Annotated in this window: 13 protein-coding genes; 8 read left to right on the top strand and 5 right to left on the bottom strand. The window is 71.8% G+C overall.

Annotation, left to right across the window (positions count from 1 at the left end):
* The first annotated feature begins 16 nt into the window (after positions 1-16).
* From IW256_RS28540 to IW256_RS28515, 6 genes are all read left to right on the top strand, one after another.
* Entirely contained in the window at positions 17-526 is a 510-nt protein-coding gene (locus IW256_RS28540) for a single-stranded DNA-binding protein (protein ID WP_197013892.1), read from the top strand.
* Positions 527-843: 317 nt separating this feature from the next.
* A complete protein-coding gene (locus IW256_RS28535; RefSeq protein WP_197013891.1) occupies positions 844-2,133 on the top strand; it encodes a sensor domain-containing diguanylate cyclase in 1,290 nt (429 codons plus the stop codon).
* Positions 2,134-2,186: 53 nt separating this feature from the next.
* The gene (gene ettA, locus IW256_RS28530) at positions 2,187-3,851 is read left to right on the top strand and encodes an energy-dependent translational throttle protein EttA (protein ID WP_197013890.1); all 1,665 of its coding nucleotides are present in this window, start codon (positions 2,187-2,189) and stop codon (positions 3,849-3,851) included.
* Between the two features lie 202 nt (positions 3,852-4,053).
* Entirely contained in the window at positions 4,054-4,491 is a 438-nt protein-coding gene (locus IW256_RS28525; RefSeq protein ID WP_197013889.1) for an acyl-CoA thioesterase, read from the top strand.
* Positions 4,488-5,159, top strand: a complete 672-nt coding sequence (locus IW256_RS28520) for a GNAT family N-acetyltransferase (RefSeq protein ID WP_197013888.1) — start codon at positions 4,488-4,490, stop codon at positions 5,157-5,159. The genes IW256_RS28525 and IW256_RS28520 overlap by 4 nt, the downstream gene beginning before the upstream one ends.
* Positions 5,160-5,344: 185 nt before the next feature.
* Positions 5,345-6,730 carry a S28 family serine protease gene (locus IW256_RS28515; protein ID WP_307829155.1) on the top strand — a complete coding sequence of 462 codons (1,386 nt, stop codon included), beginning with the start codon at positions 5,345-5,347 and terminating at the stop codon, positions 6,728-6,730.
* Positions 6,731-6,894: 164 nt separating this feature from the next.
* Here the strand turns inward: IW256_RS28515 and IW256_RS28510 are convergent, their stop codons facing one another.
* From IW256_RS28510 to IW256_RS28500, 3 genes are all read right to left on the bottom strand, one after another.
* A complete protein-coding gene (locus IW256_RS28510; protein WP_197013886.1) occupies positions 6,895-7,278 on the bottom strand; it encodes a globin in 384 nt (127 codons plus the stop codon).
* A gap of 102 nt (positions 7,279-7,380) precedes the next feature.
* Positions 7,381-8,391, bottom strand: a complete 1,011-nt coding sequence (locus IW256_RS28505; protein ID WP_197013885.1) for a mechanosensitive ion channel family protein — start codon at positions 8,389-8,391, stop codon at positions 7,381-7,383.
* A gap of 279 nt (positions 8,392-8,670) precedes the next feature.
* Entirely contained in the window at positions 8,671-8,985 is a 315-nt protein-coding gene (locus tag IW256_RS28500; protein WP_197013884.1) for a hypothetical protein, read from the bottom strand.
* A 513-nt stretch (positions 8,986-9,498) separates the two neighbouring features.
* On the opposite strand from IW256_RS28500, the gene IW256_RS28495 reads away from it, so the two are divergent.
* Both IW256_RS28495 and IW256_RS28490 read left to right on the top strand, forming a co-directional pair.
* Positions 9,499-11,040 (top strand): NsdA family TPR-like regulatory protein, encoded by a 1,542-nt coding sequence (locus tag IW256_RS28495; RefSeq protein ID WP_197013883.1) that lies wholly within the window; start codon positions 9,499-9,501, stop codon positions 11,038-11,040.
* A 5-nt stretch (positions 11,041-11,045) separates the two neighbouring features.
* Entirely contained in the window at positions 11,046-11,705 is a 660-nt protein-coding gene (locus tag IW256_RS28490; protein WP_231403962.1) for a GNAT family N-acetyltransferase, read from the top strand.
* A 109-nt stretch (positions 11,706-11,814) separates the two neighbouring features.
* On the opposite strand, the gene IW256_RS28485 is transcribed toward IW256_RS28490, so the two are convergent.
* Positions 11,815-12,624: a class I SAM-dependent methyltransferase gene (locus IW256_RS28485; RefSeq protein ID WP_307829154.1), complete on the bottom strand. Its 810-nt coding sequence runs from the start codon at positions 12,622-12,624 to the stop codon at positions 11,815-11,817.
* Positions 12,625-12,693: 69 nt separating this feature from the next.
* The gene (locus IW256_RS28480; RefSeq protein ID WP_197013881.1) at positions 12,694-14,781 is read right to left on the bottom strand and encodes a prolyl oligopeptidase family serine peptidase; all 2,088 of its coding nucleotides are present in this window, start codon (positions 14,779-14,781) and stop codon (positions 12,694-12,696) included.
* Positions 14,782-14,801: the final 20 nt, after the last annotated feature.

The following is a 14,801-nucleotide window of genomic DNA, read 5'->3' as shown; positions in this document are numbered from 1 at the left end:
CGAGAGCGGAGCCGACGTGAACGAAGCGCACATCACCGTGATCGGCTGGGTCGCCGCGGAGCCCTACTTCACCGTCACCGGCAACGGCACGCCGTTCCTGTCCCTGCGCGTCGGTTTCACGCCCCGCCGCTACGACCGGAGGAGCGGCCGGTGGCAGGACGCCGAGACGATGTTCCTGACCGTCAACTGCTGGCGCCATCTCGCCGAGAACGCCGGCGCCTCCGACCTCAGGCGCGGCCACCCGCTCGTGGTGACCGGCCGGCTGCGCATCCGCCAGTACGAGAAGGACGGCCAGTGGCGCTTCTCCGCCGAGGTCGAGGCCACCACGATCGGCCACGACCTCAGCCGCGGCACCGCGGCCTTCCGTCCCGTCCAGCGCGCCGGGGCGCTCACCGACGACGACCGGCGGGAGGCCCGCGAGGTCGCCGACCAATGGGCACTGGGCGGCCCCTTCGGCGACCCCGCCGGCACCGGCCCCACCCCGGCCGCCGAAGACCACGACGAGAGCCGGCCCGAAGCGGCCTGAGCTCCCGCTTCGGCGGTGCCGGCGGGCGTGGGGCGTCGCAGTGATTGAAATGTCAACGCCCGGAGTGTGCTGGGGGGGGTGACGGCGGACGGGCGGTTCCCTGCCGTCAGGCGTGCGGGCGCGCTAGATCCAGGAAATGCCGCGCATGGTGTATTCCCCCTCAGGAAGAGATGCGGACGGCGTGATCTCGCCGGCCCGATGGCGGGCTCCGGTGCGGGCCGCCCACATGTGAGGTACCGAAGGTACCGGTTTACGGCCCGCCCCGCACACGTTGCAATTAGTGTGTTACACAACGTGAGGCGGTGTAAGGGGGAAGGATGACGGCTGTGCAGTCGTCCGCCGGGGATCGTGGTGGGGAGCTCGTGCGGAGGCCGCGGCGGCGGGCGGTCGCGTTGCGTCCGTCCTTGCTGGCCGTTTACGTGCCGGCGGTCGTCGCCCTGCATCTGACGCTGACCGTCGTCGGCCTGCTGGCCACCGTTCCCCGGGCACGGGACCTCCTGACGCTCGCCGCCCTGCTGGCCTGCGGGGCCGTGTGCATCGAGGCGTCGCGGCGGCTCGGGATGCCGGCGGGCGTGGCGCGGGACATGCTGTCGGCCTGGTGGCTGCCGGTCGCGCTGCTGCTCCCTCCGGTGTACGCGCTGCTGGTGCCCATCCCGTTGCAGATGCTCCTGCAGTTCCGGGTGCGGCGCACGTTGCTGTACCGGCGGGTGCTGGTCATGGCGGCCCTGGGGCTGGCCGGGGCGGGCACGTCGCTGCTCTTCCACCTCGTGGTGCCCGATCCCCTGGGCGGGCGGCCCTCGTGGGTGATCGAGGGCTGGCCGGGCATCCCGGTGGCGGTGGGCTGCGCCGCCCTGTTCACCGTGCTCAACACGGTCCTGGTGGCGATCGCGGCGCACGCGGCCAATCCGGGCGGGCGCTGGCGGGACGTCCTGTGGAACCGCGAGAGCCTCCTGCTGGACGTGGTGGAGCTGTGCGTGGGGGTGCTCGTCGCGATCACCAGCGCGCTCTCGCTCGGGCTGCTGGTGCTGGCACTGCCCCCGGTCGTGCTGCTGCAGCGCAGCCTCATGCACCAGCAGCTCCAGGCGGCGGCCCGTACCGACGCCAAGACCGGGCTGCTCAACGCCGCGGCCTGGCAGCGGGAGGCCGACACCGAGCTGGCCCGCGCGCAGCGCACCCACGACCCGCTGGCCCTCCTGCTGATCGACATCGACTACTTCAAGCGGGTGAACGACACCCACGGGCACCTGGTCGGCGATCACGTGCTGATCGGGGTGGCCAGCACGCTGTGCGGCCAGCTCCGCGACTACGACGTGGTCGGGCGGTTCGGGGGCGAGGAGTTCGTGGTGCTGCTGCCCGGCGCGGACACGGTGGAGGCGTGCCGGGTCGCCGAGCGGCTGCGGGGGCGGGTCCGGCGGCTGGCGGTGCCCGCGGAGAACGGCACGGTCGGCGTGACGATCTCGGTGGGCGTGGCCCTGTTCCGGATGCACGGGGAGGACCTGATCGAGCTGCTCGCCGCCGCCGATCTCGCGCTCTACCGGGCCAAGCAGTCCGGCCGCGACCGGGTCTGCCTGCCCGCCATCGAAGGGCCCAAGGCCGCGGACGGATGATCCCTTCCCGGAGCTGCGACGAGCGGTCCCCGAGACCCCCTACTCTTGACGATATGGCGGAGTACATCTTCACGTTCCAGCGCGTGCGCAAGGCGCACGGTGACAAGGTCATTCTCGACGATGTCAGCATGAGCTTCCTGCCCGGGGTGAAGATCGGTGTCCTGGGGCCGAACGGGATGGGCAAGTCGACGCTGCTGCGGATGATGGCCGGCCTGGAGCAGCCCTCCAACGGCGAGGCCCGCCTCATGCCCGGTTACACGGTGGGCCTGCTGGCTCAGGAGCCGCCGCTCAACGAGGACAAGACGGTCCTGGGCAACGTCGAGGAGGGCGTGGCCGAGACCAAGGGCCTGCTCGACCGGTTCAACGAGATCGCCGAGAAGATGGCGACGGACTACTCCGACGAGCTGATGGAGGAGATGGGCAAGCTGCAGGAGCAGCTCGACCATCGCAACGCCTGGGACCTCGACAGCCAGCTCGAGCAGGCGATGGACGCGTTGCGCTGCCCGGCCGGCGACCTTCCCGTGACCCAGCTGTCGGGTGGTGAGCGCCGCCGGGTCGCGCTGTGCAAGCTGCTGCTGGAGCACCCCGACCTGCTGCTGCTGGACGAGCCCACCAACCACCTGGACGCCGAGAGCGTGCAGTGGCTGGAGCAGTACCTGGAGAAGTACGAGGGCACGGTCTTGGCCGTCACCCACGACCGGTACTTCCTCGACAACGTGGCCACCTGGATCTGCGAGGTCGACCGGGGCCGCCTGTTCCCGTACGAGGGCAACTACTCGACCTACCTGGAGAAGAAGGCCGAGCGGCTCAAGGTCGAGGGCAACAAGGACGCCAAGCGCAAGAAGCGTCTCCAGGATGAGCTGGAGTGGGTCCGCTCCAACCCCAAGGCCCGGCAGACCAAGAGCAAGGCGCGCCTGCAGCGGTACGAGGAGATGGCGGCCGAGGCGGCCAACACCCGGAAGCTGGACTTCGAGGAGATCCAGATCCCGCCGGGCCCGCGCCTGGGCACCACGGTGATCGTGGCGGAGGACCTCACCAAGGGCTTCGACGACCGCCTGCTGATGGAGAAGCTGTCGTTCAACCTGCCCCCCAACGGCATCGTCGGTGTGATCGGCCCCAACGGCGTCGGCAAGACCACGCTGTTCCGGATGATCGTCGGTGAGGAGAAGCCCGACTCGGGCGCGCTCAAGGTCGGCGAGACGGTGCAGATCTCCTACGTCGACCAGGGGCGGGGCGGGATCGACCCGGCCAAGTCGGTGTGGCAGGTCGTCTCCGACGGCCTGGACCACATCAAGGTCGGCCAGGTCGAGATGCCGTCGCGGGCCTACGTCGCGGCGTTCGGGTTCAAGGGCCCGGACCAGCAGAAGGCCGCCGGGGTGCTGTCGGGCGGCGAGCGCAACCGCCTCAACCTGGCGCTGACCCTCAAGCAGGGCGGCAACGTGCTGCTGCTGGACGAGCCGACCAACGACCTCGACACCGAGACGCTGGGCTCGCTGGAGAACGCGCTGCTGGAGTTCCCCGGCTGCGCCGTCATCACCTCGCACGACCGGTGGTTCCTGGACCGCATCGCCACGCACATCCTGGCGTGGGAGGAAGGCTCGAACTGGTTCTGGTTCGAGGGCAACTTCGCCGACTACGAGAAGAACAAGATCGAGCGGCTGGGGGCCGACGCGGCCCGCCCGCACCGGGTCACCCACCGCAAGCTGAAGCGCGACTGACCCGCCCCCACGATCGCTTTCCGGAGCGCCGTGCCCGTCATCCGGGTACGGCGCTCCGGCGTTTCCGCCCGTCCGTCCGGCGCCGCTCCCGGTCCGCTCGTAGACGTTGCTCACATCGGCGGGTGCGGGGCGGGGCGGCCCGCGCGCGGCGGGTACCATCGGCGCGATCCACGAGCTTCCGCTCCCGACCCCTGGCGAGGACATGCCCGACACGAACCCGCCCGCCGCCGAGCGCCGCCACGTCCACGAGTTCAAGCTCCGCTTCGGTGACATCGACTCCCAGGGGCATGTGAACAACGTCAAGTTCCTGGGCTACCTGGAGGACGCGCGGCTGGAGATGTTCCACGGCGATCCCGTCCGGAAGGGCGAGAAGCCGGTCCGGGGCATGGTGATCGCCCGGCACGAGATCGACTACCGGCACCCGCTGCTGCCGACGGTGTACCCGATCCGGGTGGAGACCTGGGTGACCGAGGCGCGGGCCGCGTCGTTCACCCTCGCCTACGAGGTGCGCGACGACGAGCACGTGTACGCGGAGGCCGTGTCGGTGCTGGTCGCGTTCGACGTGGAGGCCGGCCGGCTGCGCCGCTTCACCGCCGAGGAGCGTGAGTTCATCGGCCGTTACCTGGTGCCGTCCGCATGACGGCGACGGCCGAGGGCGGCGGCCCGGGAACGAGCCGCCCATGGACCCTCCGGCCCGCCGCCCCGGGCGCTCCGGCCCGCCCCGCCGCCCTCGCGGTACCGGCGCCCCGGCGGCCGGCGGCGGATGTGCGTGTACGGGTCGTACGGCCGGACGACGCCGCGGCGCTCACCGTCCTGTGCCTGGCCAACCGCGACTACCTGCGGCCCTGGGAACCGGAACGCGGCGAGGCGTACTTCACCCTGGAGGGCCAGCGCGCCAACGTGCACGACCTGCTCGACGCGTACGGCGCCGGGGAGATGTGGCCGGGCGTCGTGCTGGTGGACGGCCGGGTGGCCGGTCGCATCACGCTCAACAACATCCTGCGCGGCCCCTTGCAGAGCTGTTTCGTGGGCTATTGGGTGGCACGTGCCAACGCCGGCCGCGGTGTCGCCACCGAGGCCGTACGGCAGGTCCTCGACGTGGCGTTCCGCGAATTGCGCCTGCACCGCGTGGAGGCGTTCACCCGCGTCGACAACCACGCCTCGCAGCGCGTTCTGGAACGTAACCGGTTCAGGCAGGTCGGCGTCGCGCGCCGGCACATTCACGTCAACGGCCGCTGGCACGATGAGCGCCTTTTCGAACGGCTCGCTCCCTGGGACGACGGAATCACCCTGAATTCTCCGCTGTGACCTGGGGCGATGATCTCCGGTGCCGTTCCCGGGGCCGCCCGGACGGCATGACCGCCCATCTGTCACGGCTCGGTAACAAGCGCAACAGCAATCCGTTTTGACCCTGTTTTTCCCTCTACTGTCCTCTCGCGATATGTGGCGATCCCACAGAAGGGGGAAGGATGCGGCGCGTCTCACGAGGAGCGGTGGCGCTCTTGCTCGCCGTGGGCCTGACCGGCGCCGGCGGCACCACGGCCCGGGCGGACGGCACGACCGCGGCGGAGGACATCGCCGCCGAGCTGAAGGCGATCCCGGGCATGAAGGTCGAGGAGAAGACCTCGACGCTGCCCGGTCACCGGTGGTTCTGGCTCACCTACCGGCAGCCGGTGGATCACAGGCGCCCCGGCGGGCAGTGGTTCGAGCAGCGGGTGATGCTCCAGCACAAGTCCGAGGACCGGCCGATGGTGCTCTACACCAGCGGCTACAACACCCCGGAGGTGATGTTCAGGTCCGAGCCGACGGCGCTGGTCGACGGCAACCAGATCTCGCTGGAGTACCGCTACTTCACCCCGTCCCGGCCCGAGCCCGCGGACTGGACGAAGGACACGATCTGGCAGGCCGCCACCGACGAGCACCGGCTGATCGGCGCGCTGAAGAAGATCTACAAGGGTCGCTGGATCTCCACGGGCGGCAGCAAGGGCGGCATGACGGCCGTCTACCACAAGCGCTTCTACCCCGGTGACGTGGACGGCAGCGTCGTCTACGTGGCGCCCAACGACGTCGACAACGACGAGGACAGCCGGTACGACGAGTTCTTCGCCACCGTCGGCACCGACGACACCTGCCGGGCGCACATCAAGGACCTGGCGCGCGAGTTCCTCAAGCGGCGCCCGGAGATGCTGAAGCGCTTCACGGCCGCCGCCGCGGAGAACGGCTGGACGTTCTCGATCCTGCGCACCCCCGACCGCGCGTTCGAGAACACGGTGATGGACTACGAGTGGGCCTTCTGGCAGTACAGCCTCCAGTCCGACTGCGGGTCCCTGCCGGCGCTCGACGCCTCCGACGACGACCTCTACGCGAGCCTGGACGCGATCGCCGGGCTGTCGTTCTACACCGACCAGGGCCTGGCGCCGTACGTCCCGTACTACTACCAGGCCGGTACGCAGCTGGGCTGGGGCACGCCGCAGTTCACGCACCTGCGGCCGCTGCTGCGCCACGAGAGCAGCTACCAGCCCCGCACGTACGTGCCCCGGGAGATCGCGATGCGGTTCGACGGCGGCAGGGCGATGCGCGACATCGACCGGTGGGTCCGCAACCACGGAAGCCGGCTGATGTTCCTGTACGGAGAGAACGACCCGTGGGGTTCGGAGCGCTTCCGCCTGGGCCGCGGCAGCAAGGACTCGGCCGTCTACGAGGCGCCGGGGATGAACCACAGCGGCAGGCTCATCGACAAGCTGCCGGCCGAGCAGCGGGCCAAGGCCATCGCCGACCTGCTCAGGTGGGCCGGGGCCGACGCGGCTCGCGCCCGGACGCTCACCACCACGCCCTCGGACGCCACGGACCCGCTGCGGCTCCAGCGTCCCCCGCTCTGACGGAATGACACGAGCGGCCTGATAGGAGCCGCCGGACGGCCACCACGTGGCCGTCCGGCGGCTCCGTTCGTTCCAGTTCCCGGCCTACGGCGCTCGCCTCCGGCATCGCCCCACCGGGCAGCCAACGCGCTCGCGCGGTGGCTGAGGCTACTTAGGGACAGAGGTCAGGTAGGGGAGTTGACCATGCTCCGCGCGGCCATCGTGAAGTAGTCCCAGAGCATCTTCTCCAACTGCTCGGGCAGCTCCAGCTCGTCCACCGCGTCCCGCATGTGGCGGAGCCACGCCTCACGCTCGGCCTCGCCGATCACGAACGGCACGTGCCGCATCCGCAGCCGCGGATGCCCGCGCTGCTGACTGTAGGTGTTGGGGCCGCCCCAGTACTGGACGAGGAAGAGCCGGAGCCGTTCCTCGGCGGGGCCGAGGTCCTCTTCCGGATAGAGGGGGCGGAGCAGAGGGTCATCCGCGACGCCCTGGTAGAAGCGATGGACCAGGCGATGGAAGGTCTCCTCGCCGCCGACCGCTTCGTAAAAAGTCACCTGTTCAGCCATAGCGGTGTCCACCCTATGTGCTCGCAGGGCCTCGCGGGCGCGGGATCGGCGGATGCGCGGGGCGGCCGGACCGGGGAGCGGGCGGGGAGCGGGCGGGGCCTGCTACAGCGTGGCGCTCGGGGTGGCCACCGAGATGTTCGCCTCGTCGAACGACTTCTTGACGCGTTCGCGCAGCTCGCGCGCCACGTCGGCCTGCCTGCCGGGGGCGGTCTTGAGCACCATCCGGACGATCACCGCGTCGCCCGCCAGCGCCTGCACGCCCCAGACCGAGGGCTCCTCCAGGATCACCTCGTCCCATCCGGGGGCCACCGACATCTCGTCCGCGGTGCTCTGGAGGATCTCCTTGACCTTCTCGACGTTCTCGCCGATGTCCACCGGGATGTCCAGCACCGCGCGGCCCCAGTTCTGGGACTCGTTGCCGACCTTCTTGATCTCGCCGTTGGGCACGTACCAGACCACGCCGTTGACGTCGCGCATCCGGGTGACGCGCAGGGTGACCGCCTCGACCGTGCCCTTGGCGGTGCCCACGTCGATCACGTCGCCGACCCCGTACTGGTCCTCCAGCAGCATGAACAGCCCGGCCAGGAAGTCCTTGACGATGTTCTGCGCGCCGAAGCCGACCGCCATGCCGATGACGGTGGCGCTGGCCAGCACGGGGGTGAGGTTGAGCCCGATCTGGCCGAGGATGCTGAACAGCGCCATCCCCATGATCACTATGGAGGCGATGCTGCGCAGGACCGACCCCATCGTCCGGGCGCGCTGCGCCCGCCGCTGGTTGAGCAGGGCCGGGCTGCCGTCGAAGACCGTCCGGCTGCGCTCGCGGACCCGCTCCGACATCGTGCTCTCGGCCATCCGCAGCGTGATCCGCGTGATCATCCGGTGCGCCATGACGCGCAGCACCAGGGCGATCGCCAGGATCACGATGATCCAGAAGAGGGTGTTCAGCGGCCGGTCCAGCCAGTTGCGGAAGAACCGGGTGAAGTCGTCGTTGTGTGAGATGTTCCACACGACCCGGCACGCCACGCTGGGGTCCCGGCTCTGGCAGGCGGCCTCGGGCGTGCCGTTCTGCGCCCACGGCATGAGGGGCGCGAGGGGCGCGAGGGTGAGTGACATTGGGGGTTGACCCTCCCCGACCGGCTGTGGGATTCGCGGTGTCCCGCCTCCGACCCGTGGCGGTACGAGCCCGATCGTAAGGGACCGGACGCCGCGGATCGTACGCCGCAGGAGAGTATCCGACCTGGCCGGCGAGGAAGAAGATCATGCCCGGAGGGGTCCGGGGCACGCGGCCGGCCGCGCCCGGCCGCGTGCCCCGGACCCCTCCGGGCGAACGTGTCCCGTGAGGCCCACGACTGCCGCGCCGTTCCGGCCGCGACCCACGGGACACGCCCGGTTCTAGGGGACCTTCCCGGATCCGCCGTCGTCCGGCCGGGCGCTCAGCGGCTGCAGGACGCGGGCCAGCTTCACGGCGGCGCCGCCCGGGTCGTCCACCCGGTGCATGCGCTCTCCCCAGGACCACCAGTAGTAGTGATCGTGCGACTCCGGGGCGGGGGCGCACGTGACGTCCTCCGCGAGGCTGGCCGCGTCCGGGTTGACCACCCGGAGGAAGGCCGGCCCCGAACGGGTCTGGACCACCCGGGCGATCAGTCCCCGCGTGTCGAGCTCGTTCTCCAGCTCGTGCAGGTAGCCCGTGCGTCTGTCGGCGACCACCTGAGACCCCCTCCCTCGATCGTGTGCGGACCGTTCGATTCTGTTGATCTTTTGTCCCGTTCGATGATCGACTCGCCGGTTCCGTTCTCTTGCTGCGGTGAGAATTGCAACTCTCAGAGAGTCGGTCAAGCGGACACCGCGGGGTGCGGGTGGGCGTTTACCCCTCTCCGGGGAGAGAAACGCACCTCCGCGGAGGAGGATTCTCTACCCGGGGGGTGGTGCGAGCCACCCGAACCCCCGTGTTTCCTGGGAATCGCTTGGCCGACCGCAGTGCAAGGGTTACGCTGCGTGCGCAAGGCATTATCTGTCGTGGCCATCCCGTAAACCGGTCGCCGTGGCCGGAAGTGGGGCTTTTCCGGCCCCTCTTTCGCCCGCAGCGTGAGGAGGCCGGAGCCGATGTCGGACACCCCCCGTAAAGAAACGGACATAGCGCGCAGAATTCGTGCGCGGGGTCTGGCCGGAGGCCGTTGTCCGGCGGAGATCGCCGAAGAAATTCATGATCAGTGCGGGCCGTTGTTCGGCACCAGCCGGATCAAGGCCCACCGGCTCTCCCACGGCGTTCCTCTCTCCGACATCGTGGCCCAGGTCAAGGCCCTCTACGAGGTCGACGGCAAGCCCGAGCCGCGGCTCGGCGAGACGCTGCTGTCGGCGTACGAGAGCGGCTACAAACGGCCCGGCCCCGAGTACCTGCACTACCTCTGCGCCGTCTACCGGGTGGACCCCGACGGGCTCGGCTACCAGAACCCCTGCATCTGCGGCCGCGGCCACGCGGCCCGTCCCGGCGTCCCCGCGGCGCCGTATCGCGCTCCGGAGCGGCCGGCCGGCCCGTTCTCCGCGCCGGAGCCCCAGAAGCCCCTGGTGGGGACGGTCGTCGGCGGCTCCGTCGACCGGCATTGGATCTCCGTATGCGACCGGGGCCCCGACCGCGCCGGCGGCCCCGCCGCGATCGATGTGGGAGAGGAGGACATCGTGCTTCGCAGAACGCTTCTGCAACTGCTGGCCGGGGTGGGCGTGGCGCCCGACGGCCAGTTCCTGGGCGCGGTGGACGGTCTTCGGCGCAAGATGGACGACACGCTGGTCAGCGCCACCGTCTCACCGACCATGCTGGACCAGTGGGAGGAGACGACCCACGGCTACGGCCGCCAGTACCAGGCGACACCGTCGCTGCGGATGCTGTGCGACGTGCTGCTGGACTTCAGCGAGGTCCGGCGCATGGTCGACCAGCGGCAGCCGGTCGAGCTCCAGGAGCGGCTGTGCCGTCTCGCCGCCCAGCTGTCGGCCCTGTCCGGGCTCATCATGATCAACCTGGGCGACCACCGGCTGGCCCGCTCGTTCTTCCGCACCGCCCGCACGGCCGCCGACGAGACCGGCGACCGGCGGCTGCGGGCCTGGGTGACGGTCCGCGAGTCGCTCGTCCCGATGTACTACGGCGACCCGCGCGAGGCGCTGCACCTGGCCCGCAAGGCCCAGGACCTCGCGGGCCGTTCCCCGAGCGTCGCCGCGGCCATGGCGCCCGCGGTGGAGGCGCGCGCGCTGGGCCTGCTGGCGATGCGGGGGCGCGGCGACGCCGCCCCGAGCGCCCGCCGGGCCCTGGTCCGCGGCCGGGCGGTCTTCGACCAGCTGTCCGCCGAGCAGACCGGCGACCTGGTCTTCGGGTTCACCGCCCGGCAGATGGCCTTCTACGAGGGCGACACCTTCACCAACCTCGGTGACCACCGGCACGGCGACGAGGCGCTGAGCCGCGCCCTCACCCTCTACGCGCCGACCGACCGGGTGGACCGCACCCTGGTACGCCTGGACCGCGCGATCTGCCAGCTGCACGCCGGTAACGCCGACGCCGCCCTCCAGGCCGGCCAGGACGCCATCCTCGACCTGCCCTCCGAGCACCGTTCCGACATCCTGGTGCACCGGGCCCGCCAGATCGGCGCCGCAGTGAACGCCAAGCACGGCCACAGCCGCGCGCTGTCGGACTTCTACGAGGCGCTGGCCGGGCCACGGGTGACGAGTCCCGCCGGCGACGCCCCGGCCGCCGTTCCCCCGGCCGGGCAAGCCTGACCGCCATGGCAGCGCGTGAAGGCGCCCCCCGGCCCGGAGAGGCCGCGGGGGGCGCGGAACGTCCCCTGCCCCGGGGCATGGCGGGCGGCGCCCGCCACCGCCTGGTCCGGCTCCACGCGGAGCCGCCGGTCTGGAGCCTCGGCCCCCTGCGCCTGCGGCGCTACCGCGCCGCCGACCACGCCACCGTCCTCGACCTGCATCGGGAAGGGCTGGCCCAGGTGGGCCTGCGGCCCGGCGACGGCGTCTACTACGACCACGACTTCTTCCGGATGGAGGACATCTATCTCCGCAACGACGGGGAGTTCATCGTCGGCGAGCTGGACGGGCGGATCGTCGCGATGGGCGGGCTGCGCCGGGCGGACCTGGTGCCCGCCGGCCGGTCCAGGGCCCTCGGCGGGCACGTGCTGGGCGGTCCGGCGCTGGACTCGGCCGAGATGGTCCGGCTGCGCGTCCACCCGGACGCGCAGCGCCGCGGCTACGGCGCGGCGGTCGTCGCGGCGCTGGAGCAGCGGGCCGCCGAGTACGGCTACCGCGTCCTGCGCGCCGACACCACCGAGCTCCAGGCGCCCGCCCTCCGGCTCTACCGGCGGTTCGGCTGGACCGAGACCCGGCGCGAGATGATCGGCGGGATCGTCAACATCTACCTGGAGAAGCCGCTCCGCTGAGGGACGGCGCGGCCCCGCCCACAGGCGCCCACTCGTACCCGGCCGGCACCGACCCCGGGTACGAGTGGGGCACCGGACGCCGGCGCGCCGGAGGCAGGGGATGGGCCGGTCAGGGACGGGCGGCCGGAACGGGCTTGCGGGCGCCGACGAACTGCAGCCCGGGGTAGAGGCGACGCCTGACCTCCGTCAGCCCCCGGCCCTCCAGGAAGCCGGTGACCTCGCGGTCGCCGAAGAGGCGCAGGCCCGCGCGCCCGGCGAGGGCCCCCGCGGCCCGCCCGCTCACGGGGAGGGGCGGGCGGCGGCTGGTGAGGACGACCAGGCGCCCGCCCGGCTTCAGCACGCGCACCATCGCGTCGAGGGCGCCCCACGGGTCATCGATGAGGTAGAGCGCTCCGAAGCAGCAGGCGGCGTCGAACGAGCCGTCCCGGAACGGCAGGTCCACCGCGTTCCCACGGACGTAGCCGACATGGGGCGCGGTGGTGTCCTCGGCGGCCCGCGCCAGCATGCCCGCGGCCAGGTCGAGCCCCACCACCAGCCCCTCCTCGGCCACCCCGGCGGCCAGGGAACGGGTGACGTTGCCCGGCCCGCACGCCACGTCCAGCACGGTCGCGGCCGGCAGGCCCGCGGCGCCGGGCCCGCCGAGGCCCAGCCAGTCCCGGGCCAGCGCGTGCTCGGCGGCGGTGTCCGGGCCGATCGGCCAGCCCTTGGCGAGGTTGAACCCGACCGGCCGCCAGATCCGCTCGTAGATCCGCGGCAGGAGCGTCCACTCCATCACCCGCTGGGCCGGGGACGGCACCGGCGCGTCCTCGGGGGCGAGCAGGTCGAGATAGCCGGGGGAGCGGCCGGTCGAGGCCGGGGGCGGGTCCAGGAGCGGCAGGATCCGCTCCAGCGCGGCGCCGCGGGCGGTCGAGAGGGTCACGAACTTATTCGACCATGTGTCAATTGGGTCCGCCCTTCCCGCCCCGGCGATGTGACGCATCCCACGAGGTCACAGCGCCAGCCCCGTCTGGGCGGCCAGGAACGACAGGGTGTCGGTCATCAGACCCACCGAACGGCTGACCGAGCGGGCGTCATGGCCGACCTCCGCCTCGTTGCGCAGCAGGATCGGCGCGTCCCCGGCCGTGGCGTGCTGGAGGGCGGCGCACATCTTGCGCGCGTGCAGCGGGTCCACCCGGGTGTCGCTGTCGAAGACCGTGAAGAGCGTCGCCGGGTAGGCGACGTCCTTCTCCACGTGGTGGTACGGGGAGTACGACAGCAGCCACCCGAACTCCTCGGGATCGTCGGCGGTGCCGTACTCGTCGTTCCACGTCCGGCCGAGACCGAACCGCTCGTACCGGACCATGTCCAGCAGCGGCGCCGAGCAGACCACCGCGCGGTAGAGGTCGGGCCGCTGGGTGAGCGCGGCGCCCATCAGCAGGCCCCCGTTGGAGCCGCCGGAGATCGCCAGCCGGTCCGGCGCGGTGAGCCCGTCGGCGATCAGCCGCTCGGCCGCCGCGTGGAAGTCGTCGAAGACGTTCTGCTTGCGGTCGCGCATCCCCGCCCGGTGCCACTCCTCGCCCTCCTCCGAGCCGCCGCGCAGGTTGGCGATCGCGTACACGCCGCCCGCCTCCGCCCAGGCCAGGACGCTCGCCGAGTAGGCGGGCGTGAGGGGGATGTTGAAACCGCCGTAGCCGTAGAGGATCGCCGGACGCGGCCCGGACGCCGCACCGGGCCGGGAGATCACCAGCATCCGGACCTCGGTGCCGTCGTAGGACGTGTAGGTCACCTGCCGGGTCTCGATCTCCGGGACCTCGACCGTCCCGGGCGCGGCCTCCCAGACGCCGACCTCGCCGGTACGGGCGTCGTAGCGCAGCACCCCGCCGGGCGTGACGTTGTCGGTGTACCCGAACCACGCCTCGTGCCCGCCCTCCGGGCGTTCCACGATGCCGCCGATGGTGCCGAGCCCGGGCGTCGGCACGGTCCCGGTCCGCTCGCCGGTGGCCAGGTCGTGCACGGTGATCTCGCTGATCGCGTGCCGGGTCCACCCCGCCAGCAGCACCGGGCGGTCCAGCTCCGGCCCGTCCAGGATCGCGTAGTCGGTCAGCACCGCCTCGGGATCCTGCGGGATCAGGTCGCGCCAGTTCTCGTACGACGGGTCGGCCGGATCGGTCACGCACAGCCGGGAACGCGGCGCGCCGCGGTCGGTGAAGACGTAGGCGCGGCCGTCCCGGCCGACGTACAGGCCGGTCTCGGCGTCCACGCCCTCCTGGACGGCGCGCAGCGCGGGCCGCTCGGCGCCGCCGGGCGCGGTCAGGTCGGCGATCCACAGGTCGTTGCGCGGCGCCGTGCCCTGGGACGCCGAGATCGTGAGCCAGCGCCCGTCACGGCTCACCCCGGCGCCGTAGTAGTTGGTCTTCTCCATCCCCTCGCCGAAGATCAGGACGTCGTCGGCGTCCGGGTCGGTGCCCACCCGGTGCAGGTAGACCCGCCGGTGGTACTGCTCCTCGCCGCCGGGCACGGCGCCGGGGGCCAGCCGCCGGACGTAGTAGTACGCCTCGCCGCCCGGCAGCCAGGCGACCGAGCCGTAGCGGCTCCGGTCGATCGGCCCCTCGATCCGCTCGCCCGTGGCGACGTCCATCACGTACAGCAGCGACTCCTCGTCGCCGCCCCGCGAGATCTTGTACGCCAGCCGGCGCCCCTCCTTGTCGGGCTGCCAGCCGTCCAGCGTCGTGGTGCCGTCCGGGTCGAGCGCCATCGGGTCCACCAGGACCCGCTCGTCGCCGCCGGGGTCCGCGGTGTAGAGCACGGGGTGCTCCTGCTCGGCCGTGCGGCGGGTGAAGAAGCGCCGCTCGCCGCGCCAGACCGGAGCGCCCACGCTGCCCGCGCCGAGCAGCTCCCGCAGCCGCCCGCGCAGCCGGTCACGGCCCGGCAGCCGGTCCACGGTCTCGTGGAACAGCTGGTCCTGGGCGGCCAGCCACGCCTCGGTGTCACCGCCCTCGCGGTCCTCCAGCCACCGGTACGGGTCGGCGACCTTGTGGCCGTGGACGTCCTCGACGATGTCCTGTCGCTGGGCTGGCGGATACGGCGGTCGGCTCATGATCTGCACTTTATGCGGGC

Source organism: Actinomadura viridis (assembly GCF_015751755.1).
GTDB classification, from domain to species: Bacteria; Actinomycetota; Actinomycetes; order Streptosporangiales; family Streptosporangiaceae; genus Spirillospora; species Spirillospora viridis.
Note: the sequence above shows the minus strand (reverse complement) of the source record. Positions and strands in the feature narration are given on the sequence as shown.